25 protein-coding genes are annotated in these 26,124 nt (G+C 54.1%); 5 read left to right on the forward strand and 20 right to left on the reverse strand.

Translation table 11 applies throughout. The features are described from left to right. Positions 1–66: 66 nt before the first annotated feature. Positions 67–411, forward strand: coding sequence for a PepSY domain-containing protein (locus tag P0D43_RS02630; protein ID WP_341237335.1), 345 nt, complete (start codon positions 67–69; stop codon positions 409–411). On the opposite strand, the gene P0D43_RS02635 is transcribed toward P0D43_RS02630, so the two are convergent. The 10 genes from P0D43_RS02635 to P0D43_RS02680 form a co-directional block, all read right to left on the reverse strand. After that, a complete protein-coding gene (locus P0D43_RS02635) occupies positions 408–1,718 on the reverse strand; it encodes an ATP-binding protein (protein WP_394673156.1) in 1,311 nt (436 codons plus the stop codon). The genes P0D43_RS02630 and P0D43_RS02635 overlap by 4 nt on opposite strands. After that, on the reverse strand, positions 1,715–2,383 hold the full coding sequence (locus tag P0D43_RS02640) for a response regulator transcription factor (protein WP_394673157.1): 669 nt from the start codon (positions 2,381–2,383) through the stop codon (positions 1,715–1,717). The genes P0D43_RS02635 and P0D43_RS02640 overlap by 4 nt, the downstream gene beginning before the upstream one ends. A 5-nt stretch (positions 2,384–2,388) precedes the next feature. Continuing rightward, positions 2,389–2,688, reverse strand: coding sequence for a PepSY domain-containing protein (locus P0D43_RS02645; protein ID WP_394673158.1), 300 nt, complete (start codon positions 2,686–2,688; stop codon positions 2,389–2,391). A gap of 55 nt (positions 2,689–2,743) precedes the next feature. Beyond that, positions 2,744–3,259, reverse strand: coding sequence for a hypothetical protein (locus tag P0D43_RS02650; RefSeq protein ID WP_341237332.1), 516 nt, complete (start codon positions 3,257–3,259; stop codon positions 2,744–2,746). A 100-nt stretch (positions 3,260–3,359) separates the two neighbouring features. Next, a complete protein-coding gene (locus P0D43_RS02655) occupies positions 3,360–6,494 on the reverse strand; it encodes an efflux RND transporter permease subunit (RefSeq protein WP_394673159.1) in 3,135 nt (1,044 codons plus the stop codon). Then, positions 6,491–8,083, reverse strand: coding sequence for an efflux RND transporter periplasmic adaptor subunit (locus P0D43_RS02660; protein WP_394673160.1), 1,593 nt, complete (start codon positions 8,081–8,083; stop codon positions 6,491–6,493). The genes P0D43_RS02655 and P0D43_RS02660 overlap by 4 nt, the downstream gene beginning before the upstream one ends. Further along, positions 8,080–9,405 (reverse strand): TolC family protein, encoded by a 1,326-nt coding sequence (locus P0D43_RS02665; RefSeq protein ID WP_394673161.1) that lies wholly within the window; start codon positions 9,403–9,405, stop codon positions 8,080–8,082. The genes P0D43_RS02660 and P0D43_RS02665 overlap by 4 nt, the downstream gene beginning before the upstream one ends. Positions 9,406–9,497: 92 nt before the next feature. Continuing rightward, positions 9,498–9,794 (reverse strand): hypothetical protein, encoded by a 297-nt coding sequence (locus P0D43_RS02670; protein ID WP_159569228.1) that lies wholly within the window; start codon positions 9,792–9,794, stop codon positions 9,498–9,500. A 47-nt stretch (positions 9,795–9,841) separates the two neighbouring features. Further along, positions 9,842–11,152, reverse strand: coding sequence for an ATP-binding protein (locus P0D43_RS02675; protein WP_236550822.1), 1,311 nt, complete (start codon positions 11,150–11,152; stop codon positions 9,842–9,844). A gap of 32 nt (positions 11,153–11,184) precedes the next feature. Continuing rightward, positions 11,185–11,889 carry a heavy metal response regulator transcription factor gene (locus P0D43_RS02680; protein WP_159569230.1) on the reverse strand — a complete coding sequence of 235 codons (705 nt, stop codon included), beginning with the start codon at positions 11,887–11,889 and terminating at the stop codon, positions 11,185–11,187. A gap of 187 nt (positions 11,890–12,076) precedes the next feature. On the opposite strand from P0D43_RS02680, the gene P0D43_RS02685 reads away from it, so the two are divergent. Beyond that, positions 12,077–12,388 (forward strand): hypothetical protein, encoded by a 312-nt coding sequence (locus P0D43_RS02685; protein WP_159569231.1) that lies wholly within the window; start codon positions 12,077–12,079, stop codon positions 12,386–12,388. 106 nt (positions 12,389–12,494) lie between these two features. Then, positions 12,495–13,820, forward strand: a complete 1,326-nt coding sequence (locus P0D43_RS02690; RefSeq protein ID WP_394673162.1) for an ABC1 kinase family protein — start codon at positions 12,495–12,497, stop codon at positions 13,818–13,820. Here the strand turns inward: P0D43_RS02690 and P0D43_RS02695 are convergent. The 7 genes from P0D43_RS02695 to P0D43_RS02725 all read right to left on the reverse strand — a co-directional run bounded on the left by P0D43_RS02695 (position 13,806) and on the right by P0D43_RS02725 (position 21,265). Next, positions 13,806–16,943: an efflux RND transporter permease subunit gene (locus P0D43_RS02695; RefSeq protein WP_394673163.1), complete on the reverse strand. Its 3,138-nt coding sequence runs from the start codon at positions 16,941–16,943 to the stop codon at positions 13,806–13,808. The two genes, P0D43_RS02690 and P0D43_RS02695, sit on opposite strands and share 15 nt — an antisense overlap. Positions 16,944–16,954: 11 nt before the next feature. Continuing rightward, positions 16,955–18,079 (reverse strand): efflux RND transporter periplasmic adaptor subunit, encoded by a 1,125-nt coding sequence (locus tag P0D43_RS02700; RefSeq protein WP_394673164.1) that lies wholly within the window; start codon positions 18,077–18,079, stop codon positions 16,955–16,957. A gap of 2 nt (positions 18,080–18,081) precedes the next feature. Beyond that, positions 18,082–18,603 carry a hypothetical protein gene (locus tag P0D43_RS02705; RefSeq protein WP_341238147.1) on the reverse strand — a complete coding sequence of 174 codons (522 nt, stop codon included), beginning with the start codon at positions 18,601–18,603 and terminating at the stop codon, positions 18,082–18,084. Beyond that, positions 18,600–19,850, reverse strand: a complete 1,251-nt coding sequence (locus P0D43_RS02710; RefSeq protein ID WP_394673165.1) for a TolC family protein — start codon at positions 19,848–19,850, stop codon at positions 18,600–18,602. Before P0D43_RS02710 ends, P0D43_RS02705 begins: the two co-directional genes overlap by 4 nt. A 65-nt stretch (positions 19,851–19,915) precedes the next feature. Further along, a complete protein-coding gene (locus P0D43_RS02715) occupies positions 19,916–20,236 on the reverse strand; it encodes a hypothetical protein (protein WP_341238149.1) in 321 nt (106 codons plus the stop codon). 22 nt (positions 20,237–20,258) lie between these two features. Further along, on the reverse strand, positions 20,259–20,579 hold the full coding sequence (locus P0D43_RS02720; protein ID WP_341238150.1) for a thioredoxin family protein: 321 nt from the start codon (positions 20,577–20,579) through the stop codon (positions 20,259–20,261). 44 nt (positions 20,580–20,623) lie between these two features. Continuing rightward, positions 20,624–21,265 (reverse strand): cation transporter, encoded by a 642-nt coding sequence (locus P0D43_RS02725; RefSeq protein ID WP_394673166.1) that lies wholly within the window; start codon positions 21,263–21,265, stop codon positions 20,624–20,626. A gap of 191 nt (positions 21,266–21,456) precedes the next feature. Between P0D43_RS02725 and P0D43_RS02730 the strand changes: the two genes are divergently transcribed. Continuing rightward, on the forward strand, positions 21,457–21,666 hold the full coding sequence (locus P0D43_RS02730; protein WP_341238152.1) for a GDCCVxC domain-containing (seleno)protein: 210 nt from the start codon (positions 21,457–21,459) through the stop codon (positions 21,664–21,666). 204 nt (positions 21,667–21,870) lie between these two features. Here P0D43_RS02730 and P0D43_RS02735 read toward each other — a convergent pair whose 3' ends face one another. The 3 genes from P0D43_RS02735 to P0D43_RS02745 are packed head-to-tail and all read right to left on the reverse strand — an operon-like array spanning position 21,871 to position 25,612. Next, a complete protein-coding gene (locus P0D43_RS02735) occupies positions 21,871–22,338 on the reverse strand; it encodes a MerR family transcriptional regulator (protein ID WP_394673167.1) in 468 nt (155 codons plus the stop codon). Positions 22,339–22,398: 60 nt separating this feature from the next. Next, a complete protein-coding gene (locus P0D43_RS02740; protein ID WP_394673168.1) occupies positions 22,399–23,703 on the reverse strand; it encodes a DsbA family protein in 1,305 nt (434 codons plus the stop codon). 34 nt (positions 23,704–23,737) lie between these two features. Continuing rightward, positions 23,738–25,612 carry a B12-binding domain-containing radical SAM protein gene (locus tag P0D43_RS02745; RefSeq protein ID WP_394673693.1) on the reverse strand — a complete coding sequence of 625 codons (1,875 nt, stop codon included), beginning with the start codon at positions 25,610–25,612 and terminating at the stop codon, positions 23,738–23,740. Between the two features lie 146 nt (positions 25,613–25,758). On the opposite strand from P0D43_RS02745, the gene P0D43_RS02750 reads away from it, so the two are divergent. Beyond that, entirely contained in the window at positions 25,759–26,124 is a 366-nt protein-coding gene (locus P0D43_RS02750) for a cupin domain-containing protein (RefSeq protein WP_341237612.1), read from the forward strand.

Here is a 26,124-nt window from a genome sequence, read left to right on the forward strand (position 1 = left end):
TTTCAGCTTCAATTCATCTTGCTTTTCTACACTGGGAACACATTGAACCCACACAGGAGAAACAAAATGATGCGACGCCCCACCCCCACATTGTCAGCCCTTGCCTTGATTTTGCTGACTGCCACGCTGATGGCTTTTCCCAAGATTTCGCAAGCGGATGACGATCGATCAAACACAGCACGAGACAGCGAAATTGTTCAAGCCTTCGGCTTGATCAATGCAGAGCAAGCCCGTGAAATTGCATTGAAACAAGCCCCCGGTGTAGTGACAGAACTGGAGCTAGACGACCGTGACTACGCGAAGGGCTGGAAATGGGAAGTTGAAGTGGCCAATGCCGATGGCCGTGAAGTGGAAGTCGACATTGACGCAAAAACCGGCAAAGTACTGAAGGTAGACAAAGCGTGGTTTTAAACCAGCGCACCGGGCTTGAAGGTGACCCACACGTGCAGCCCGGTGTTGCCATTTTTAAACTCGAGTGTTGCACCATAGGTACTCGCAATGTCTTGCGCAATCGACAAACCCAAGCCACTGCCCGGCGTGTTTTCATCGGCACGAAAACCGCGTTGTGTTAACGCATTCAGATTCTCGGGAGAGCAACCCGGTCCATCGTCGGCAACAATCAGTGTGCTGCCTTGCAGTGAAATGCTGACCTGTGAGCTTGCCCATTTCGATGCGTTGTCGATTAAATTGCCAAACAGCTCGAAGAGGTCTTCGCGATCGCCCAATAGGCGGGTGTTCATGGGCACCTGCAAGGTGAATTGAATTGCCTTGTCGCGATACAAGGCTTTGCAGCTGTTGACCAAGGCGCTGAGAATTTCGTGCAGATCCACACGTTGACCTGGTCGCAAATCACCCACCACGCGAACACGCGCGGTTTCCCGGTCAATCAAACGTGCAACTTCTTGAGTCAAGGCCTGTACTTCAGTGGAAAAACCGCGTTGATCGGTGTCTGCGCTGAGCTGCGAAAGCCGGGCAAGCCGTGTTTTCAAGGCATGCGCCAAATTGCCCATGCCTTCGCGCGAGCGTTTCAAACGCTGATCAATGGCGATCAATAATCGGTTGAGTTCATCAACCAGTGGTTTGATTTCATCGGGCCCCTTGAATTCCAGTTGGGCGATTTCACCTTGCTGCAAGCGGGCCAAAGCGGCCTGTACCGTGTTCAACGGCTTCAATGTACCAATGACAATCCAGCGTTGAATCAACACCAAGGCCAACAGGAACAGGGCGGAGAAACCGGCATTGGCCAGCTGGTACTGCAACAGGTTGTTTTGCAATGTGGTGATGTCGCGTGCAATCGCAATCGTGAAGAGTTGATCGTCTTTTTGGTACAGGCGTGCATGCACCAACAATTGTTGCCCGTCGGGCCCGGGCTGGCGTGTAATTGTGGCGTTGCTGCCAGAAGCGGTGGGCATGATGAACGCGGCGTCCCACAGCGAACGGGAATAACGAATGTCCTGCTTGTATTGCAGGGCATAATACACACCCGAATAGGGCTGCTGATAAGCAGGCACCAAACGGTCGCTGTTCATGCTGAGTGCGCCAGCGGTATCGAGCTCGACCCCCGCCAGCAACGTTTCGCTGTCTTGTTGAAGTTGATCCTGCAATTGGGCCTGCAGCAAATTCTCAATCGCTCTGGATGACAACCACCATTGCGCCAGCAGCAGCACGAGCAAACTGAGGATCAAACCAAACGACAAACGATTGCGCAGTGAATTCATTCGATGGATTCGCCAAACACATAGCCCTGACCTTTTCGGGTTTGAATCCACTGTGGCCCGATTTTCTTGCGCAACCTGTTCACATACACCTCCATCACATTGCTGTCTTTGTCAGTGTCGTATTCATACACGTGGTCAGTCAAACGGGTTTTGCTCAAGGGCTGACCTGGATGCAGCATGAAGTAACGCAGCAAACGGAACTCGGTGGCGGTGAGTTGTTGGGGTGAGTCATCGTTCACCTGGACGGTTTGCAACGTTTCGTCGAGCAGCAGGCCCTTGGCTTTCAGTGACTCAGGCGCATTGCCCACTGCACGCTTGAGCACTGCGCCAATGCGAGCCAAGAGTTCCTCGGGCTGAAAAGGCTTGGGCACATAATCGTCTGCACCGGCATTAAAGCCTTCGACCTTTTCCTGCCAGGTGCCCCGTGCCGTCAACACAATCACGGGTAATTTCAAATGGTCTGTGCGCCAGTTCTTTAACACTTCCAGGCCTGACTTACCGGGCAGGCCCAAATCGAGAATCACCAAATCGTAGGGTTCAAGACGACCTTGAATTTCAGCTTCGACACCATCTTGAACCCAGTCTGCCGCGTAACCAGCCTTGCCCAACAGCTTGTGCAACTGGGCGCCCAATACAGGGTCGTCTTCTACCAACAAAAGTCGCATGGTGACTAGTCGTCCTGTTTCAGTTTCAGTAAGCTGCCTGTGCGGGCATCGAATTCCATTTCCCACACACGGCCGCCTGCATCAAGCACTTCTATTTCATAGATATAGCGGCCATCCTCTTTGTCCAGATCAACATCCACGATCCGCCCAGGCTTGACTGATCGGGCAGCCGCAAATATTGTTTCCAGCGAGAGGATCTCGCCGCTGCGCTGCAGTCGGCGAATGCGTCGATCGTCGTCCGCATGCGCAGCAGGAACGGCGAGCAACAAGATGGCAATGATCAATGAGTAGGCACAAGCTTTCATGGTGACTCGTAATTTAACCGATTCACCTGAATTAAAGCTTAAAAAATACGGTGACTCAGGATTTGTTGGGTGTACTGCTGCTTTCAACCAGACGGGGTTGTTCGTCCCGTGGCCATTCAAAGCTGTAAAAACCCTGTTGACCGTTAATGGTGTAGTCAAACTGACCGCTGATCGCGCGCGGTTTCATTTCAAGATTGAATACGCACTGGTTGGGTGCTTCGCAACCGTGTTTGTTCACCAGTTCGCTCACTTCAGGATCAATCAACGGTGCGGTGTGCAATCCCTGCGGTGTCATGAAATACACACCGGCATTGTTGCCACAATGGTTTTCGATCAGGGTGTGGCCCACGCCTTCAAAGCGAAACTCACAGTTGTTTTTCGATGCATACGACAACACTTGTTGCGCAGCCGCTTTTTCCTGACAGGAGGACACACCGAACAAGGTGAGTGCGGTGGCGACCATCAGGCCGAACAACACAAAAAGAAATTTACTGGCTTTGCCCAGAAATGAACCCTGTCGTCGGTGTGAATCGAACGACAGGGAGCGCGACCTGCTGCGTTGGTTAAACATGGCTGGTGACCTTCTATGAGTGAAGTTGGGGTGTTGGCATTAAAGCTGCACCTTTCTCAACGTCACAGGTCGGTCTGGGTTTACACAGCACCCACCCAATTCAGCCAGATTTTCGGGTTTGTCCACGCCGAATCAACAGAAACACAGCAGGAATCACGAACATCGACAACAGGGGTGCACTGACCATACCACCTACCATGGGTGCGGCAATGCGTTGCATGACCTCACTTCCTGTACCGGTACCCCACATAATGGGTATAAGACCGGCAAGAATGGTCAATACCGTCATGGCTTTGGGTCGAACGCGCAACACGGCCCCTTCACGAATTGCATCCAGCAAATCATCATCCTCGATGACTCCTCGCTTTACCCGGTTGGCCCAGCTTTGATTCAGGTACAGCAGCATGATGATGCCGAACTCGGCCGCCACACCGGCCAAGGCAATGAAGCCCACGGCACCTGCCACTGACAAGTTGAAATCAAGCAGCCATAACAACCATGTGCCGCCAATTAGCGCGAAGGGCAGGGTGGCCATGATCAGCAAAGCCTCATCCACTTGCTTGAACGTCATGTACAGCAAGACAAAAATGATCAGCAAGGTGAACGGCACCACCAACTTTAATTTCTCGGTTGCGCGTTCCAGATACTCGAACTGACCCGACCATGAAATGGAATAGCCTGCGGGCAAATTGACCTGTTCAGCCACCACCTGCTGCATGTCCAGCACCGCAGAACGCAAATCTCGCCCACGAATATCGATGTACACATACCCGGCCAGGCGCGAGTTTTCACTACGCAACATGGGTGGGCCATCGGTGATCTGAATGGTTGCTACATCTGACAGCACAATACGCTGACCCGTGTCGGTGTATACGGGCAAGGCGCGAAGTCGGGTGAGTGAATCACGCAGTTCACGCGGGTAACGTACATTGATTGGAAAACGCTCCAGCCCCTCGACGGTTTCGCCAATGTTCATACCGCCCACCGCGCTTGAGATAATCGACTGAATATCGGAGATATTCATGCCGTAACGTGCGGCTTTGTCTCGATTAATATCGACATCAATGTAGCGCCCACCCGTGAGTCGCTCAGCAAATGCGCTGCTCACGCCTTCAATGTTCTTCACCGCCTTCTCGACCTTCACCGAGATTTGATTGATGGTGTTTAAGTCAGGGCCCGTTACCTTGACACCCACCGGGCTTTTTATACCGGTGGCCAACATGTCGATCCGGTTGCGAATGGGTGGCACCCAAATATTCGTCAAACCCGGTACCCGGACAATTTGGTCCAGCTCCTCGACCAGTTTGTCGGCGGTCATGCCCTCTCGCCATTCGTCTTTGGGCTTGAATTGAATGGTTGTTTCAAACATTTCCAAAGGCGCGGGGTCTGTGGCTGTTTCCGCGCGCCCCGCCTTGCCATACACACTTTCAACTTCCGGCAGGGTTTTGATCAAGCGATCCGTTTGCTGCAGCAATTCGGCCGCCTTGCCCACCGACAAACCGGGTAAGGCCGTGGGCATGTACAGCAAATCGCCTTCGTCTAGCGGGGGCATGAATTCAGTGCCCAGCTTGGTGAGCGGATAAAAGCTGATGCCCAGCAACACCAGCGCCACAAGCACGGTGGTTTTGGGAAACTTCAACACGGCATCCAAGGCGGGCCGATAGGCCGCGATCAAGGCACGGTTAATTGGATTTGAATTTTCCGAGGGGATTTTTCCGCGAATCAGATAGCCCATCAACACGGGGATCAGCGTAACTGCCAAACCGGCGGAAGCCGCCATGGCATAGGTTTTGGTGTACGCCAGGGGCGAGAACAAACGCCCCTCTTGTGCTTCCAGAGTAAACACCGGAATAAAGCTGAGCGTGATGACCAACAGGGAAGAAAACAGGGCGGGCCCTACCTCCACGGCAGCATCACCAATCACGCGCCAGCGCTCGGCACCCGCCAGTTCCTGACCCGGATTGTCGTGTGCCCACTGTTCAAGATGCTTGTGTGCGTTTTCAATCATGACCAGTGCAGCATCCACCATGGCGCCAATGGCAATGGCAATACCCCCCAGGGACATCACATTTGCATTCACCCCTTGCTGCTGCATCACGATGAATGAAATCAACACACCCAACGGCAGGGAAACAATCGCCACAAAAGCGGACCTGAAGTGCAACAAAAATACAAAGCACACCAGCGCCACCACAATGAATTCCTCAAGCAATTTGAAGCTGAGGTTATCGATTGCATTGTTGATCAGTGTGGACCGGTCGTACACCGCCACCACCTCTACGCCTTGCGGCAAACCGGCTTTCAGGCTTTCAAGCTTGGCCTTCACTGCATCAATGGTTTGCAAGGCATTTTTTCCAGACCGCATAACGACGATACCGCCCACCGACTCTCCATTGCCGTTCAGTTCACCAATGCCTCGGCGTATTTCGGGACCAATCTGTATGCGGGCCACATCGCCGAGCTGCACCGGAATACCGGCGAGGCTGGCCTTTAACGGTACAGACCGGAAATCCTCCAGATTCTCCAGATACCCCGTGGCCCGCACCATGTACTCGGCTTCGCCCAGTTCAATGACCGATCCACCCGCTTCCTGATTGCCATCATTAATCGCCTGGATCACCTGATCCAGGGTGATGCCATAGCCCGCCAGCTTTTGCGGATCCAGTTCAACCTGGTACTGCTTCACAAAGCCGCCCACCGAGGCCACCTCGGCCACATCTTCGACTGTTTTCAGTTCATACCGCAAAAACCAGTCTTGCAAAGCCCGCAGTTGCGACACATCCATGTTGCCCGTGGTGTCGCGCAGGGCGTATTGATAAATCCAGCCCACGCCTGTGGCATCGGGACCCAATACGCTTTTTGCCGAAGCCGGCAGCTGGTTTTGGGCCTGATTCAGGTACTCCAGCACCCGCGAGCGGGCCCAGTACAAATCCACACCATCTTCAAAAATAATGTAGACAAAACTGTCACCGAAAAAGGAAAAACCACGCACGTCTTTTGCACCTGGCACCGACAGCATGGTGGTGGTGAGCGGGTAGGTCACCTGGTTCTCAACAATTTGCGGCGCCTGCCCCGGAAAACTGGTGCGCACAATCACTTGAACATCGGACAAATCGGGCAGGGCATCCAGCGGCGTTTTGTACACCGACACCACGCCCCAGGCACTGATCATTACCGTGGCGATCAGCACCAGCAGTCGATTGGCGATCGACCAGCGAATCAGCATCGCAATCATCGTTGACCTCCACTGGGGCTGACGCCCAACATCAAGGGAAGATCATCCTCCTGTAGCTGAAACTCCATGTTGATTCGGTCACCCACTTTCAGGCTTTCACGCGGCAGTTGATCGGGCGCAGGCAGCATGAAGTCCATCGTCATTTCCGGCCAGCCAAGGCTTGGAATGGGCGCGTGGGTGACCGTGACCGAATCATCGTGCAAGGCCTCGACCACGGCCGAGGTGGTGTATTTTGCAGATTCGCCCGGCTCATTCAAGCGCGCTTCAAGCCCACGCAAGCTGGCTTCAGAATCAATCAGGAACTGGCCAGACAGCACCACTTCCTGACCCGCCTCCAGGCCTGCGAGCACCTCGGTTTGTCCACCAAACTCAATGCCTGTCTTAATTTCGACTGGCGAGAAGCGGCCATCCTCACCGGCCAGCATCACCACAGCACGGCGACCGGTCTGAATGACAGCCTCGGAGGGCACGATCAGGGATTGCGGCCTGCTGGTGTCCATGAACCGGGTTTGTACAAACATGCCGGGCAGCAACTTGTTACCCGGATTCTTCAGCACCAGGCGAGCCAGTACCGTGCGTGAATTGGCATTCACTTGTGGCAACACTGTTTGCACCTGGCCTTCAAACACCTGCCCTGGCATGGCTTGCGCGATTGCATTCACAGTGACACCAGGCTGCACGTAACTGGCCTGGCTTTCAGGCACTTCGGCCTGCACCCACACCGTGGAAAGTCCATTGATCTCCATCAAGGTGGTTCCCGGTTGCACGGTCATACCCTCACGCACCATCAACTCCGTGACCACGCCGCTACGGGGTGCCGCAATGGCGACGCGCGGCTGAACTTGCCCGCTTTGTTCCACCTGCCGTATTTGCGCTGTGCTCATACCCACTTGCAACATGCGTTGGCGGGCTGCATCTACCAATGGCTGCAAGTTATCGCCCTTCATTTTTCGCAAGGACAAAAATTCCTCTTGTGCCGCAATCCAGGCGGGCACGTACACGGTCAGCAAAGTTTGCCCCTGCTTCACCGGATCAAGCGTGGCAGTCACATTGAGTTTTTCCACATAACCCATGGCACGGGACTGCACCACCACCCGGTCACGTTCATTCCACTGCACGGCACCGCTGGCAGTAATTTCCGGTGCCAGCATGCCCATGCCCACCACCGCAGTGCGTATACCCAAGTTTTGCTGAATACGCGGGCTGACTTTGATACTGCTGGTGTCAGCAGTATCGGCACCCGAGTAGGCGGGTACCAGCATCATGTCCATGAAAGGGCTTTTACCCGGTGAATCGAATTTGCGGCCCGGCACCATGGGGTCGTGGTAATACTGCACAGTCAAGCCTGTTTCAGGATCGACATCACCCGCCTTGATCCCGTTTTCCATGTGTCTACGGGTGGCTGCCTCGCCCTGGGGAATATTCCAGGTGGACGGATCTTGCCCGTTGCCACCGGCCCCGGCAGGAGCACCAATGGGTGCCGACATCATTTCCATGCCTTGGCTCATGCCCAGTGCCCCCAAGCCATAACCCCCACCAGCCAGCGCCGCCACTGCGAACACGCCGATCGCGATATGCGTCTTTTTCATTGTTGTACCTCTTCGGGAATCAGGTATTCCAGTTGCGCCCAAAGCCGGGCTGTGTCCATTTGAATACGAAGTTTTTCAATGCGCATGTCCAGTTCCATGCGGCGCGCCGCCAACACCTCGCTCAGGGTGCCGGTGTTGCCGCGATAGGCGTCCAGCGCGGCTTGCGTGCGTTGTTGGGTCAAGGGGATCAGGCTTTGATCAAAGTCGCTCAGCCGCTTCAAATTGCTTTGCCAGGTTTGTTGCCAGCGCTTGGTTTGTGCCAGGTGGCTGCGGTACAACTCGACTCGCTCTGAACGCGCTTTGGCCGCCATGGAATTGGCAGCGGCCACCGCTTGGTCTTGCCTTGAAGTTTGATCAACAAACAGAGGCCGGGAGGCACCCAGTGTGAGCATTTCAGAAAACTCCGGACCACGGCCTGCGTACATCACCGACAAAGTCCAATCTGCTGATTTTTCCTGCAGCTTGACTTCGGCATTGGCCAGCGCTGCATCTTCTGCTTTTTGCAGGGCGATGAGTTCCGGGTGTTTGTTCAGGCTTTCAGCCAAATCCACTTCACCCAGGCTGGAGCGCTTCAAATCAACATCGCTGCTCAACTCACTGCCTGCTGCATCGCCAACCCAACGGTGCAAATCGGCCTGTGCGTTATCCAACATGGCCTGGGTGTCTTGAACTCGCAAGTTCAGCAAGCCGAGTTCGGTACGTGCTGTGAATACATCGGTTTGTGGCGCTTTGCCAGCGCGGAACAGCGCATCGGCCGCATCAATTTGCAGTTGCAATTCGGTGTGCTGGCTTCGCAGCAATTCAAGCATTTGTTGCAGGTACACCCGGTCCAGATACGCCTGCGCCGTGCCGGTGCGCAATTGACTCAAAGCCAATAGCTCGCTGGCTTGCGCAACCTCGGCATTTTTTGAAAACACATTGGCCTGGGCTTTGCGTTTGTCTTGCCGGGTGAAGGTTTGAGAAATACCCACCCCCCGCATGGTCATAAAGTCTGCGGCCAGGCTGAACTGATCAGGCCCGTTGGCTGGAATGTTGCTCACCTCCAGATTCAGCATGGGGTCGGGCAACTCGCCCGCGGCCACAGCCTCGCTTTGCGCAGCCTGCGCAGCAGCCTTTTGGGCGCGTACCGATTCTGAACGCTGTTCAGCAAGCTCAAGCGCAAGGCTCAGGCTGAGCGGCCCGGTCGAATGGCGCGTTTCAGGGGCAGCCAGTGCTTGCTCAAGCGTGTACTGTTGCTCGGCATGCACCCCGCCAAAATTCAACAACACAAACAGCGCAAAACCAATCAGCGCAATTCTCAAAATGACATGTTTACCCTGCATGGGCTTCTCCTGCATGGCGTATCAGCCATGAGAAACGAACACACAATCAGGCTGACCAGGGTCAGCCCAACGCTTAACTCAAATTGGTGTGATCAGGCCCGGGGCGGGCGTTCGGGAGAGCTTTGCTGAAAGGAAATTTGAAGCACCTGCTCTACAGTGGCATACACTGGTGAGGGGCTTTGGGGCGAGATGACTGCCGCTACATACGGCAAAGAGGGCACGGCACAACACAAGGGAGAACCCGCGAAACAGCCCTCGTCAAGGTGAACCGCTGAATCCATGGCGTGCTGCGTGTCTTGCATTTCGGCGCAACACGGCATTGCGTGGGCCATGCTTTGAAACATGAGCGCACACAGCAACAACACATGAACACCAATTCGACGCATCATTGGATGAAATCAACAAACTGCAGTAGATAAAGTGTAACACAGCCCATTTATGCCTCTGCAAGCGATGATGAGTCGCCCTTCTTCAATGAAAACCCGATGCGTACCCAGTCGCCATCGCACTGCGCAAAAGGTTCGCCCCCATGCAAACGGGCGATTGCGGCCACAATGGCCAAGCCCAAACCGTGGTTGTGGCCACTTTCATTGCGCGATTGATCCACCCGGTAAAAGGGTTCGAACAAATGCGGCACGCTGGCTGCGGGAATACACACACCCTTGTTGCTCACTGTGAAAAGAACCTGGCCCGCCACAGTGCTGTTGTCAATGTGAATGTGAATGGTGCTGCCCTCCTCGGCATAGCGAATGGCATTGGACACCAGGTTGGACAGCGCCCGCTTGATCAATTCAGAATCAACCCGAGCAGACGCATCACCGTGCAATTCAAATTGCAGATTTTTTTCTTCCAGCATGGCCTCCATGTAATCCATCACAGTCATGACAGGTTCACTGAGCTTGGCCACTACCCGAAAATCGTTGTACTGGCCCTGGCTGGCATGCGACAAAAACAACATGCTTTGAATGATGCGGTTCATGCGCTGCAGCTCTTCGAGGTGGCTGTGCAGTGCCTCCTTCAAATGCTCGGGATCGGGATTTTTTTCACGCAGCAGCAATTCATGGCTAACGGTAAGGCTGGAAAGCGGCGTGTTCAATTCATGCGCCACATTGGAATTGAATGAACGCAGTTGGTCGTGGTATTGCCCTACTTTTCCGATTAATTTATTGAACTGCTCAATGACCGGGTACAGCTCTTCGGGTTCATGCTCGGTCTTGATTCGTGCAGTCAGATCCGACGGATCAAAACTGGCGATTTTGCGCCCGAATTTATTCAATGGCTTTAATTCAAAGCGCGCCAAAGTGCCGCTTAGCAGCATAATGAACAAGCCCCAAACCACTGCCGCCACCGCAAACACGGCACCAATAAAGTTCAGGAATTTTTTGTCCTCTGACACATCCATGGCCAGCTCAAGATCGCGCATTGGCATAGTGCCGCCCAAGCCCACCAAAGAATGCATGTAAGTTTTTTTGTGCTTGACCTTGCTTAGCAACACCTGTGGCCCGTACAACACCTGATCATTTTCGCCGTGCACTTTGGCGCGCACATTGCCCAGGTTCAGCAGCAGTTCGTCTACACGGCCCCACATTTCTGTGGGCATCAATTCACTGTTGCGGGCCAGCACCTGCTCCACCGCATTTGCGGCACGTTCAAGCGTTTCCTGGTGTCGCACTTCTTGCCACATCCACACACAGTGATAGCCAAACACAGCGATCAATCCAACACCCACAATACTGAGGATCGACATTTGAAAAGAAGATCGCCTGGCTATTGAGCGCCTCATGGCTGGCTCTCCCCAGCGCGCAACTCCAGCACATAGCCCATGCCACGCACAGTGTGCAGAAGGGGCAAATTAAAGGGCTCGTCCATTTTGCTGCGCAAACGGCGCACGGCCACATCCACAACATTCGTTTCACTGTCAAAGTGCATGTCCCACACCAGCTCAGCCAATTCGGTGCGTGACAACACCTCGCCCTTTCTGCGCAACAGCAGCCACAACAAGCTGAACTCTTTCGCGGTCAAGCGCAGGTCTTGCCCAGCGCGTTTGGCCTGCCGCTTGACAGCATCCAGCTCCAGGTCAGCAAGACCCAAATGGCTGCTGTCAACGGTGGCATTTTGCTGCTGCCCCTGGGCACGGCGTGCCAGTGCATGCACGCGGGCCACCAATTCTGAAAATGCAAAAGGTTTGGTCAGGTAATCGTCGGCACCCGCCTGCAGGCCTTTGACCCGGTCTTCGACCATGGAACGGGCCGTGAGCATGAGCACCGGGATGTTCATGGTTTGGCGCAATGCGGCCAGCACGCCCAGTCCGTCCAGGTCGGGCAACATGCCATCGAGAATGATGAGTTCGTAATGGCCTTCAGTGGCCAGGTGCAAACCATCAATACCGTTGTGGGCTACATCCACCACAAAGCCTTCGGAGTTCAGCCCCTTTTGAAGGTAACTGGCCAACTTCTTCTCGTCTTCAATTACCAAAATTTTCATGGGCGCAACGTCGCTGTGCGTGAACAAACATGCCTTGAAGTATAGAAGGCACAAGTACTTTTTAAAATTACAAATTTGTAATGTGCGTGTGGGGCCTTGGTAATTCGACCCTGCGTAAAGTACGACTCATGCCAACGCAACAAAGCAACGGCAAAACTTTATGAAGTACCCCAAAAGGAGATTTACCATGAACGCACGTCAATTGATCGCTACTTCCGTATTGGCCATTTCAGCAACTGTACCAGCCGTGGTCATGGCCAACTCAGCAACCCAGCAGGGCGATGCCACCAGCCACGTGATCGCAGTAGAAAGCCAGCGCGACCAAGCCAGTCGCAATGCCGTACTGAATGCATACCAGAAAGCAGTACAAACTGGCGAATTCAGCCCAGTGGCCGGTGATGCAAGCAACCTGACCCACACCTCGAACTCTACAGCCACACGTGCTGAAGTATTGAGCAAAATCAAAGGCGTGAACCTGACCGAAGGTGATGCCAGCTAATCCATAAAACCAGTCATCTTGATGGTTTTCAAAGGGCGCCTGTGATTCCCCGCACAGGCGCCTTTTGTTTTAAGATGAGGGTCAACTTTGCACCCAAGCAGTCCTCATGTCGTCTAGCCAAAAACCCCCACGCAACAAAAACAGCAATGAATCGGCAGTGCCCTCGGGGCGGTTTGCGCGCTTAAGCCGTTTCGGTGCCTTGGCAACGACTGTAGCAGGTTCTGTTGTTAAAAATGGCACCAAGCAATTGGCCCAAGGCAAACGGCCCCAACTGAGCAAGCTGTTACTGACACCAAAAAATGCACTGCGTGTTGCGGATCAACTGGCGCAACTGCGCGGTGCCGCCATGAAGCTGGGGCAATTGGTGTCTATGGACGCCGGCGACATGCTGCCGCCACAACTCGCCGAGATCATGGCCAAGCTGCGGCAAGACGCCAAACACATGCCGCGCAAACAGTTGTTGGCTGTTCTTGAAAAAGAATGGGGTGAAAACTGGGATCAACGCGTTCGTGAATTCAATTTAACGCCAATCGCCGCTGCATCCATCGGCCAAGTGCATGAGGCCATTTCACTGACCGGTGAAAAACTGGCCATTAAAATTCAATACCCCGGTGTGCGCGACAGCATTGACAGCGACATTGACAACGTGGCGACCATTTTGCGTTTCACGGGCCTGGTGCCCAAAACATTCGACCTGGCTGCGCTGTTGACCGAAGCCAAAAAGCAGTTGCACGAAGAGGCCGATTACCTGCGTGAAGCCGAATGCATTGTGAAATACACCAAGGCACTGGGTGAGGATGAACGGTTTGAAATTCCCACCGTGGATTCAAGCCTGACCACACGCGGTATTTTGGCCATGCGCTATGTAGAAGGCGTGCCCATTGAACAAATGGCCCATGCCACACAGCCAACACGCGACAAAATTGCCACCACCATGTTTGAATTGTTGTTCAAGGAATTGCTGGGCATGCAGCTGATGCAAACCGACCCGAATTTTGCAAACTACCGCTACAACCCCAAAACCGGCAAAGTGGTGTTGCTGGATTTCGGTGCCACCCGCAGCTTTGAGAAAGAATTGGTAGACGGGTATGTCGACGTGATGAATGCGGCGCAGGCCGCAAGCCGCAGTTTGATGGAAAAAGCAGCCACCCGGATTGGTTACTTTGACTCGACCACACAAGCCCACCACCGCGATTTGGTACTGGACCTGATGGAACTGGCTTGCGAGCCCTTTTGTACCCCAGGTGAATTCGACTTTGGCAACACAGACCTTGCCGCAAGAATTCGCGACAAGGGATTCGCGCTGGGTGAAGACCGAAAATTCTGGCATGCCCCACCCATTGATTGCCTGTTCATACACCGCAAACTGGGAGGCCTGTTTTTACTGATCACCCGCCTGAAAGCACGGGTGCATGTTTCACAGTGCGTTTAAATCACGACCAGACTCCTTGTCGGATTGATCGCACAACTGTTCCGAATCCTTCTGGCCAAACATCCAGAACAAGGCGGGCGTTAAATAGGTATCCAGCAAGGTAGAACTGATCAAGCCACCAAATATCACCACCGCCACCGGGTGAAGTATTTCGGTACCCGGCCGCTGCGCCTCGAACAACAAGGGCGCAACTGCAAACGCGGTGACCAATGCCGTCATCAACACCGGGCTTAAACGCTCTTGCGAACCACGAACAATCATGCTGTGGTTAAACGTTTCGCCCTCAAAACGCATCAGGTTGATGTAGTGGCTCACTTTTAAAATGCCGTTGCGCACCGAGATCCCCGCCAGCGTAATAAAGCCAATCAGCGCTGCCACCGACAGGGGCTGCCCCGACAACCACAAGCCCAACACGGCACCCACCAAGGCCAGCGGAATATTGCCCATGATAATCAAGGACAAACGCATGGACTGGTAACGGCTGTACAGCACGGCGAACATGAGTGTCAGTGAGACCAGCGACAGCAAACCCACCAAGCGCGTGGCTTGCCTTTGAGCTTCAAACTGACCACCCAGGGTAATGAAATACCCTTGCGGTAAATTAAAACTGGCTGTGGTGACCCGAATATCCTCGACCACTTGCGACAAGGCTCGCCCCTGCGCATTGCCCGAAATCACGATTCGCCGCTTGCCATCGTCGCGGCTGATCTGGTTGGGACCATCACTGTCTTCAATCGTGGCCAGTACCCGCAAGGGCACAGCACCATTGGGTGTTTGTATCAGCAGTTGCCCAAGTTGCTCAAGGCTGCGGTTTTCCTCGGCCAACTTAAGCACCAAAGCAAATCGCCGGTTGCCTTCAACCACCTGTGCAATTTTTTCGCCTTCCACCAAAGCCTGCAAACTGTGCAATATCTCCGAAACGGGCACCCCGTACTGCGACGCGGCATCGTAATTCACACGCACCTTGATTTCAGGGGCCAACACCTGTTTTTCCACTTCAAGGTCGACCAAACCATCGATGCGTGAAAGCTGCGCACGCAGTTGCTCGGCCGTGCCGCGCAGCGTGTCCAGGTCTTCGCCAAACACCTTGATGGCAATTTGAGAACGCACGCCAGAAAGCATGTGATCCAGGCGGTGCGAGATGGGCTGCCCCACCGCAATGGCCGCCGGCAAATTTTGAAGCCGTGAACGAATATCGGCATTGATCTCATCCATGGAGCGGGTCATTTCCGAAGCTGGAATCAAGCCAATGTCCAGCTCGGACGCATGCACCCCTTCCGCATGCTCATCCAGTTCGGCCCGGCCACTTCGGCGACCAATGTGGGTAATTTCCGGAACGCCCTTCAAAAGCTGTTCCGCTTGTGAGGCCAGTCTTGAAGACTCCTCCAGCGTGACACCCGGATTCAAGCGAAGCCCCATCACCAAACTGCCTTCATTGAAAGGCGGCAAAAATGTTTTGGCAAAGAAAGGCACGGAAAACCCCGCCACCAGCACAGCACCTAATGCCAAGGTGATTGCAGGTTTGGGATTGTTCAGCACACGCTGCAAGCTGTGTTGGTAATGGTGCTTTAACCACGCCAGCACCTTGGTGTCGCCATGGTCCAAATTCTTGATACGCGGCAACAGGTAGTACGACAACACGGGCGTGACTGTGACGGACACAATGAGCGAGGCCAGCGTGGACACGATGAATGCAATGCCTAGGGGCACAAACAACTTGCCTTCAATGCCGGGCAACGCAAACAATGGAATGAACACCAACACAATGATTGCGGTGGCGTACACAATGCCGGTTCGCACTTCCAGGCTGGCTTGTCGCACCAACCCCACCAAATCAAAAGGCACGCCAGGGTGTTTTGCGCGTTGCTCTTTCAGGCGGCGCAAAATGTTTTCGACATCCACCACCGCATCGTCTACCAAACCACCAATGGCAATGGCCAAACCACCCAAGGTCATGGTGTTGATCGACAAACCAAAGTACTTGAACACCAGCGCGGTGATAAAAATTGAAACGGGAATGGCCGTGAGCGCAATGACGGTTGGGCGTAGCGTGCCCAAAAAGAAGAACAGCACCGCTGCCACAAACACCGAGGCACCGATCAACTTGCCTTGCAAGGTAGTAATGGAGGCCTCGATGAAACTGGCTTGCCGGAAGGTCACCCGTGGTTCTTCCATGCCCGCAGGCAAAGCGCCTTTCATGGCGTTCAACGCGTTTTCAATTTGCTGGGTCAGCTCAATGGTGTCTGCATCGGGCTGTTTTTGAATACCCAGAATGACCGCTGGCTTGCCTTCATAGCCAGCATCACCCCGCTTCACCGCAGCAGCAAATTCCACCTGGGCCACCTGCTTAAGCAACACGGTTTGACCGTTGCGCGAATCCACTGCAAGGTTTCGCAAGTCCTCCAGCGACGACGTTCTTCCCAAATGCCGAATCAGGTACTCCCGACCATTGAGCGACAAGAAACCACCCGATGTGTTGGACGCAAAGCCACTCAAGGCACGCTGCAAATCATCAATCGAAATACCCGATTCAACCATGCGCTGCAAATTGGGTTGCACCTGAAACTGGCGCACCTCGCCCCCAATCGGAATCACCTGCGCCACGCCTTGAATGGACAACAAACGCGGCCTTAACACCCAGTCTGCATATTCCCGCACATCCATGGGTGAGGTTTTCGCCACATCGATGGGAATGGCAATTTGCATGATTTCGCCCATGATGGAACTGACAGGCCCCATGGTGGGCGCAAGCCCGGCGGGAATGGATTCTTCCATGCTGCCAAGCCGCTCGGACACCATTTGGCGCGCACGGTAAATTTCAACATCCCAATTGAAAGTGATGTAGAGAAAAGAGAGCCCGGCACTGGACACCGAACGGATCACTTCCACGCCCGGCAAACCGTTCAGTGCCGCCTCCAGCGGAAAGGTAATCAGTTGTTCCACTTCTTCCGGGGCCATGCCACCGGCCTCAGTAATAACCGTGACCGTGGGCTTGTTCAAATCGGGAAACACATCCACGGGCGTTTGGGTCAGCGTGAATGCGCCATACAGCGTAAGAATCAGCGCACCGAGCAACACCAGCAGGCGGTTTTTCAGGCTGTTCTCGAGTAATAGTTGAAACATGCTGCCGCCCCTTACCGAATCTGGTTGATCAGGGTTGCACCCTGAACCACCAACCGGTCAAACGGCTTTAATCCGCTGACAACCAACACCCGTTGGCCATCCAGCGGCTCGGTCAATACCACACGGGGCTCGAAAGTTTCCGGTTCCGCTTTCACCCACACAATGGTTTGATTGGCTGCGTTTTTCATCAAGGCACCACTGGATACCGCAATGCCTTCAAATTTGCTGGCCTGCTCGGCATACACCTTCACGAGTTGCCCTGTCGCGAATCGGGCCTTGTCCAGCTTCCGATTCTCAAAGGCCAGTGTGAGCGATTGATCACGCACCGCACCCGCTGCCCCCAAATAATTCAATGCAATTGTTTCATTGCCAGACATTACTTTTGCGCCGCTAAACACAGGGGGCGTTACACCCTCGAACCAGCTTGCATCAATGCGAACCACGCCGGGATTGCTGACTTCAAACACCAAGGCACCCGTTTCAAATATCTTGCCAGACAAGGCATTGCTGCTGGCAACCACGCCGCTTGTGGGCGCTCGCAGTGCTTCCTTCGCACCCACGCCGCCAGCCAAAGCTGCGACCTGTCCCTTCAGGCTTTGCACTTCAGCCTGAGCTGCTTGCTGCTCCTTTTTTGGAATGGTGTCTTGCAGTTGCTGCACACGTTGCAAGCGGCTTTCAGCCAGGCTGAGTTGTGCCCTTAATTGAGCCAGTTCGGCCTGTTGGCTTGCCCTGTCCAAAGGTGCCTGAGTGGCCACCACATAACCCAGAACCTCGCCTTTTTTCACCACTTGCCCAAGCCGTGGCACACCGTTTGAAGGGGCCTCAAACCGCCCACCTGTGCTGGTTTGCACCAAGCCGCCACTTTGTGGGTCGATCACCACCTTGCCATTGAGTTCAATCACCCTGGCATGTTGTTCCAACAAGGCAGGCAGCGTTCGTACATTCAACTGGCGTTGGGCTGGTTTGGGCAGGAACACTTCGCCGGTGGGCAAACGGCGCGGGCCGTCACCTGGCACTACAGCGGCGGCCTCATCGCCATGGTCATGGCCTGGGCCTGACCATGCACTGAATGGGCTCAACAAGGCGCATACAAAAAAAGACACTGCGAAGGAACGGGGAATAAAACGCTTGCTCATGATCAGTTCACTCCCTTGTTGCGGCGTTTAAAAAACAGCGCAATCAACACCAAGGCAAGCAAAGCCGCCCCGGCCATGGCCATGTATTCCAGCAAGTGCTCGTGTTCTTCATCGGCGTGATCATGGTCGTGATCATCCAACACCAGTTGGCCGGTTAACACATCGCTTTGATCCCCCACCGTGACACGCATTGCCAAATCAATATTCTTGCCGACCATTGAATTGGGCAGCACGGCATCGAATTCGCCCACATTGTGCAATTCAAGCGGCACCGATTCGCCATTCAAAAGAATGGCCAGTTCAGCATTCTCGACCGGTGCATTGGTGGCAGCATGGTCAACAAAAATTTCAAACGTTTGGCCTTTTAAAATGGCCACAGCCTCGAATAAATCGGACTCCATCACCACGCGTGGCGACGCTTCTGATTCAACAAGGGGTGCTTCATCACCGTGGTCATGCCCGGGGCTTGCCGCAGTCATTGCACTAAACGCGACAAGGTAAATTGCAAGAAGTAGTTTTTTCATGGTGCCTGCTCGGGTAACAAACCAAGTGCCTGCCGCAAGGCCGACACTTTGCTTGAATATTCAACAATTGATTTTTTGGCCATGCGCTCGGCCTCGAAGGCTTGCTGTTCAAAGCGCAGCAAAGTGGGCAAGTCTGTTTCGCCCAATGAGAAAGACTGCTGGTACATGGCATACACCTGCTGTGCCAATTGCGCCTGTTCCTGCGCATTGGCTTGCAGTTTTTCAAACCACTGCACATTCGACAAAGCCGCACTGGCCTGTGCTTTCAAGGTGGTTTCTGCGCGCTTCAGTTTTTCTTGTGCCTCTGTTTCATCGGCACGTGCAGCCAACAAACGACTTTCATGTGCAGCACTGGCCCCCAATGGAATTCGTGTTGAAACCATCAGCGATTTTTCATTGGGTGCGGCAAATGCAGCCCGGTCATTCACCACCGCCAAACCCAACTCCGGGTTCTCGCGGGTTTGAATTGCAACCAAATCGACCTGGCTTTGCAATGCCTGCGCTTCAGTCTGCAAAGCGGCATACGCCGGGTGGGTTTGAATGTCCGCCTGTAAGTTGTCCGGCATCGCCTCGCGGCTGATTGCATTGTTTCCGGTGTTCAGCATGCTGACTGGCAGCCCGGTGACTGCGGTGAACTCGGCGCCCACGGTTGATAAACTGGACAAGGCACGGGTGAACTCGGTCTGTGCCTGCACATGCAAGGCGCTGGCCTGCAGGAAATCTGCTTTGGCCAGGTCGCCCGCATTCACGCGGCGCTCCACGTCGTCCATCAGCTTTTTTGAGCCAAGCAAACGCGCCTGGGCAATGTCAACATCCAGTTGCGCAGCCAGGGTATTCCAAACCACTTGCCGAACCTGACCGGCCAGCTCCAGCTGCTGTTGTCGTTGTCGGCTTTCACCAGCCTGTAATTGCGCATCTCTTAAACGCTGGGTGTTGCTCCGCTCATTCCAAAGCCAAAGGGGAGCACTGATGCCAATCTCGGTTTCCCGCAAACCCTGGTTCTCAAAACTTCGATCGCTGCGATACGAACCTTCCAGTATCAAAGGGCCAGCGCCAAGGCGATTGGCGTCGCGTCTTGCAGCCTCAAGCGAATCCATGCGCTGGGGCTGGGCACGCACCAACGGGCTGTTGTTCAGGGCCGACTGATAAATTTGTGCAATCGACACACTGGCTTCTTGTGCATGTGCCACTGGGGTTGTGCCCGCGAGAAGGCATGCCCAAAGCACCACGCGCAGTGGTGAATTCATGGTGAAAAACTCCGTGAACAAGTGAAATTCCCCCAGATCAAATGGGGGCACAGGTCAATGCGGGGTCAACACCAATTGGGGCGTTCTATGCGGGTATTGGGGGAGGACGTGTTCAGGGTGGGCTCAAGCGAGTACTCGGCATACTTCAACTGGGGCTCAACACTGTTTAACTGGCTGGAAGGCATGACCGTGCAATGGCCCGGGCAGTGGTGGTGGTGATCGGATTCACTTGAATCCGAGTCGCCGTGGCTGTGGTGTGCATCGCCGTGGCCATGTGAATGGCTGTGTTCATGGCCTGTCTCCAACGCATGAAAGAATTGCCCCTCCGCCATCAAGCTTTGAAGCGGCAACATCAAAATCATGAAGAAAATACACAGCTTTTTCATGAAAGTGAGAGTAACACAGCTTTCAATTCTTGCCCGAATTCTGCGCGAAAGGCGCTGTTTCCCGCAAGCGACCCAGCAGCCGGAGAAGCTGGTCAGGATCGGGTTCGATGCTGCCGGAGAAAACAACCTGCCCGTCGGCCGTTTCCACATGCAAGGTCGGAAACGATTCAATATCGACCCTGTCTTCCCATTCCGGAAAGTCTTCGATGTCGACCCAATGCGCCTGGACGAAGCTCAGCCTTTGGATGGCTTCATTGAATGGCATTTCAAATGCGCGGCAAACACCGCACCATTCTGCGCACAGCAAATACACGTGATGGCGAGTCGACATCGAATCAATCATTAATCCAGTTTATCTGTAAAACCTGCCGCCTTGAATTTCTAGAATCAATTGTGCGCACGAACCACGGTTGAGTTTATTTCAGAACGCGCCTGCCGGATCACGGTGACCGACGATGACAAACCCAGTGACGCCATCAAGGCGGCAACCAGCAGGTCGGGCCAGGCTGCTTGCGTAACGCCGACCAACACAGCAGCACCTAACACAGCGAGATTGCCGATTGCATCGTTTCTGCTGCACAGCCACACCGAGCGCATATTGGAATCGCCATTGCGGTAGCGGTATTGAATGGCAGCCACCCCCACGTTCACGGCCAAGGCCAGTACCGCAACCACACCCATGGTGGCATACGCTGGCACATTACCCTGAAACGCCGCATACCCCGCGAAAGCCAGCACACCTGTGCCGTACAGTCCCATTGAAATGCCTTTCAGAAGCGCGGCCTTTGCGCGAGTTTGAAGCGCCATGCCCAACACAAACAACGACAAGGCATAGTTGGCAGCATCACCACCAAAATCGAGCGAATCTGCAAGCAGCGACACCGAGCCTGCTGACCAACTGGCGCCCACTTCTATGAAGAACATGGTTGCGTTGGCAATCAGCGCAATCCACAACACTTTGCGAAAACCGGCATCAACTGCGGTGGATTTGGCGGCCTCGTCAGCGGGGCAGTGGTTACAACCGGGCATGAAATTTCCTTGCTTGGTACGTAAAAATTAGCGGAATATAACCACTGTATTAGAAACCCTGACAGGGTGGCAAGGTCAAGCGATTCGTCACTTGTCAATGCATCAACAATCGGACAACTGGTGGCCTCATTCAGAGAAATCAATATGAAACCAATCATGGCAAGTGCATTCACGGCGACGGTGATCGCACAATGAATAATGTGGTGCTTGAATCGATTTTGACCTGCCCGCGCTGCAAAACACGCACGCCGTGCTTAATGCCCACAGACGCATGCCAGTTTTTTTTCCAGTGTGCACACTGCGGTGTTTTGCTCAAGCCCAAGCCGGGCGATTGCTGTGTATTTTGCTCGTATGGGTCCGTGAAATGTCCGCCCATTCAGCAGAATAAATCGTGTTGTTAGGGCACAAGTCCGGGCCCGAAAGGGCCCGAAGCTTTTACCGCTTTATGCGCAAAGTGGGCATACGGCCATGGCCACACCCACGAGGCCAAACACACCAACGGCAGCAGTAAACAATTTAACTTTCATCAAAAAATCTCCTTTAAAAGCAAGTGGGAACGTCCCCAATTTGCATGGTGAACATTCCAGCCACTGGAAGGTCAAGCCCTATTTTTCTCGTTTGTCAGTTGCCGGCAAAATATAGTCTGCAATTAAAAACTCACCTTCAGGCTCACTGGGCTCACCGGCCAGCCTGGCTGCAATTACAGTATTGTTTTCCCGAATGTCGATCAACTTTTTTTCCAGATCAAGAAGACTTTTTTTCAATTGCCGAACTTCAGCCAGTTTTCGCTCAATCAACTCGTCAACCTTGTTTCTTGAACCACAACCGCAGGCAGGGCCTTGGTCGTAATAATCCAGCACCGACTGAATTTCCTTGATTGAAAAATCCAGCTCGCGCGCCTTTTTGACGAAATCAAGCCGGGACAAGTCTTCTTGCCCAAACACACGGTTCTTGCCCGCAGAAAACCACGATTCCGAATCGGCCCGCTTCGGGGCAATCAAACCCTGATCTTCATAGAATCGAATGGTCTTGGGGTTCAAACCAAGCTGTTTGGCAACATCGCTGATTTTCATGGCGTTCAAACTTCGGGCGCGTAAAAGTTATTGATACCCCAAAAACAATCGATGAGCAAATCAGGCCGATTGCGTACACAAGGCATTGCGGACTGCCCACAAACGGTCTTGCCCCCACACCACCTGGTTTCCCAGCTTGAAAGAAGGGACACCCCACAGGCCAGCGGCAAACAATTCTTCCCGGTTGGCCGCTGCACGCTCACGCCAGGCCTCATGTTGCAAAGCCACCGGTACGCCTTCCCAACGCAAACCAGCCCGTTCCACGATTTTGCGCAAGCCCTTGTCACTGCCAGCGTCAATGCCCTCGGCCCAAACACCTTGCATGAAGGACAACACAAACTCTTGCCCCTTGCTGTGTTGCTCGGCAAAGGGAATCAAAGCCAAACCCCGTTCAATCGGCTTGCCCACAGGGTCGTTCAAACGGCCAAACGGCACGCCGCGCACGTGCGCCTCACGGGCTGTGTCGTACACAATGTATTCGCGCTTGACCTTGGGCACAGGCAGCCCCCGCATCACCATGGGCAACACAAAGCGTAAATTTACTTTCGCACCAGTGCGTTGGCCCAATTCAAAAATGCGCGAAGCCACAATGGCGGAATAGGGGCTGCGGAAAGAAAAGAAAAAATCAATCTCGGGTGGGTTGTCCAGCGGCTTGGCAGTAGCCAGACCATCGTCTGCAGGAAACAGCAAACCAAACACGCCACTGCGCTGCGCACCCAATTCCTGAAGGCGTTGCTCCAGGTGGTACAGGCGATCAATGCCCCAGTACCATTCGCCCTCGTAATACAACATACCGCCCAGGTAATGGCCCAGTTTTTCTCGCAAGTCATCAGATTGCGTAATGTGGTTTTGCACATCCTGGCTGGACACTGGTTTCAATGCATTGATCTGTTCCGGTGGAATTTGAGTTTCATCCCAAGCCCACAGCCATTGCCCCACCAAGGCGGCATATTCAGCAAATTGCCCCATTCCGATGGCCCCCACCAGTGTGTGCGTTGCCTGCTGAACCCGATCAGCCTCGGGTTGTTTGCCCGGGTCGGTGAAATTCAAACCATGGTGCTTTGCCAGCAAGGCAGCATCAACACGGCTGTAGGCCACCAGCTTGTCCCGCTCAGGCGCTGCGGAATCGGGCGGGGGGCTGACCACGTGGGGTAATAATTCAATGTTGTAACGCGCCAGGAAACGCGGCAGGGCCTGCGCCACCAAATGGCTGTAAGGGTCGTCAATTTGGTGAAAGTAGTGAAGCTGGTGCGGGCGGCCAGATGCCAACCTGAGTTTTTCAGCCTTGGCACGCTTGGCCAGCAGCGTGCTGCGTGCAAAGCGCTGTTGAGTAATCATGGGCATCAGCAGGGTTTTTAAACTCATGGTGCCACCTTTAAAATTTTACATACTGTCAATATTAAGCTGATTTCACAGGTTTTCCATACAAGGCCTGCTCAATAAAGTTTTTTTGCACGCTGGGGCGCGGCACTTTTTGATCGAACCAGCTGCGCACGTTTTGATCCAGACCAATGCCGTGCATGTAGTTGTACAAGGCGCGGTTCAAACCTTCGCCCAAAGCAGCATGGTCAACACCCGTGGGGTCGACAAAGCCAATGTCGTTCTTCGCAAATGTGCCGGGCGGCATGGGCAATAGCTTGATGCCATATTCTTCCGGGTTTTTGCCCACAGGCGAATGCACCGTGCAGGCAAAGCGGTGAAAGTAGCCCGATTGAATGCAGCCCTCAGCGAACAGTTGCCGCACGTACTCCAAAGCATCCACCGTGTCTTGCACGGTTTGGGTGGGGAAGCCGTACATTAAGTAGGCATGCACCAGCACACCTGCGTCGGTAAAGCCTTTGGTAACACGGGCCACTTGCTCGACTGAAACCCCCTTCTTCATCAAATTCAAAAGGCGGTCGGACGCCACTTCCAGCCCGCCGCTAATCGCAATGCAACCGCTATCGGCCAGTAACTGGCACAACTCGGGCGAGAAAGATTTTTCAAAACGAATATTGCCCCACCAGGAAATGGACACATTCCGTGCAATCAACTCCTCTGCCAAAGCTTTCAGGGCTTTGGGTGGGGCTGCTTCGTCCACAAAATGAAAACCGGTTTGCCCGGTTTCAGCCACAATCGCTTCAATTCGGTTCACCAGCTCAGTGGCTGTGGCGTTTTCGTAGCGCGAAATATAGTCGAGCGACACATCACAAAAGCTGCATTTTTTCCAGTAACAGCCATGCGCCACGGTCAGCTTGTTCCAGCGCCCGTCGCTCCACAGGCGGTGCATGGGGTTCAGCATGTCGAGCAGGCTTAAGTAGCTGTGCAGTGGCAAACCATCCCAAGTGGGGGTGCCCACATCGCCAAACGGCACATCGGGTTCAGCCCAGTTGGTGTACTGCACCAAACCCTGCGCATTGCGGGTGAAAGTGCGCACCAAACGCTGTGGCCCGCGTTTGCCTTGCAGGTGTTCGATCAGGCAAAGCAGGGGGCGTTCACCCGAATCAAGGGTTACAAAATCAACAAAATCGAACAGGCGGGGCTCGGCCAGCTCACGCAGCTCGGTGTTCACATAGCCACCGCCCAAAGCAATTTTTACGTTGGGGTTTTCAGCCTTGATGGCTTGCGCCATGCGCAAAGCCGCGTACACAGCGCCTGGAAATGGCACGGAAAGCAACACCAGTTGCGGCTGCTGGCGCTTGAATTCTTCAAGCGTAAGCTGCACCAAAATTTCATCAATCAAGGTGAAGGGTTGTTGCAACGCACCGGCCAAGGGATCAAAACTGGCTTGGCTGCCCGCCAGCGATTCCGCGTAGCGCACAAACTCGAAACGTTCATCCACCGCATCGGCAATGACATCGGCGAGATCGTTCAGGTACAGGGTTGCCAGGTGGCGGGCTTTGTCTTGCGCCCCCAGGGCACCAAAGGCCCACGCCAGCGGGTCGCCGCCTTCTTCGTCCACGTACACGTCCAGCGCCTCAAACCGTGGGCCTTCGGGCAAGAAGGCACGGCTGTTGATGCGGTGCGCCAAGGTGGAATCGCCACCCTGTAAAAAACGAATGGTGGGGGCAATGGTGGCGCGGTAGCGGCTGAACTGGTCCATAAACAGGGCCACGCGTTCGGTCACTTCCTCGTACTGCTCAATTTCTTCGGCAATGCGGTCTAGCCCTTGCGGCGAGAACAACCTGAGCACCAAGCCCAGCGCAATATCCGACTGCACAGCATCAATGCCCTGCTTGCGTAAAAAGCCGGTAATGTAGGCGGTGGATGGATAAGGCGTGTTGAGCTGCGTCATCGGCGGGATGAACGACAACACACGGAAAGCTGTAGACACGATAAGACCTCGGGCGGAACGTGGCTAGATTCTACACCGGGTGGAAAATGTGGGCTTGCATAAGCAGCTGGTAATACAATGGGCAAAAACCTGTCATTGAAAAAAACATGATCCAGAAACTGACCGTATTTTCCAAAGCACTTACACCAGAAGAATTTGATCGCCCCCGGCCCGACCGGCTTGAAAAGGGCAACCCCTTGCGCACCACCAGGAATCATTATGAAAAAAACGGTGTCAGTGCGGGCCTGTGGGCTTGCGAGACAGGCGCGTGGCGTATCGCATTTGCGCCGGGCAAAGACGAGTTTTTTCATGTGATTGAAGGGCGCATTCAGATTACCAATGCAGCCGGGCAGGCCGAACAGTTTGGCCCGGGCGATGCCGGTGTAATACCTGCTGAATTCACTGGCGTGTTTGAAGTACTTGAGCCTGTGCGCAAACATTACGTGATCGTTGATCGCGCGGCGGTGCAGTAA

Origin of the sequence: Limnobacter sp., assembly GCF_043511195.1 — a bacterium.
In the GTDB taxonomy this organism is placed as follows: Bacteria; Pseudomonadota; Gammaproteobacteria; order Burkholderiales; family Burkholderiaceae_B; genus Limnobacter.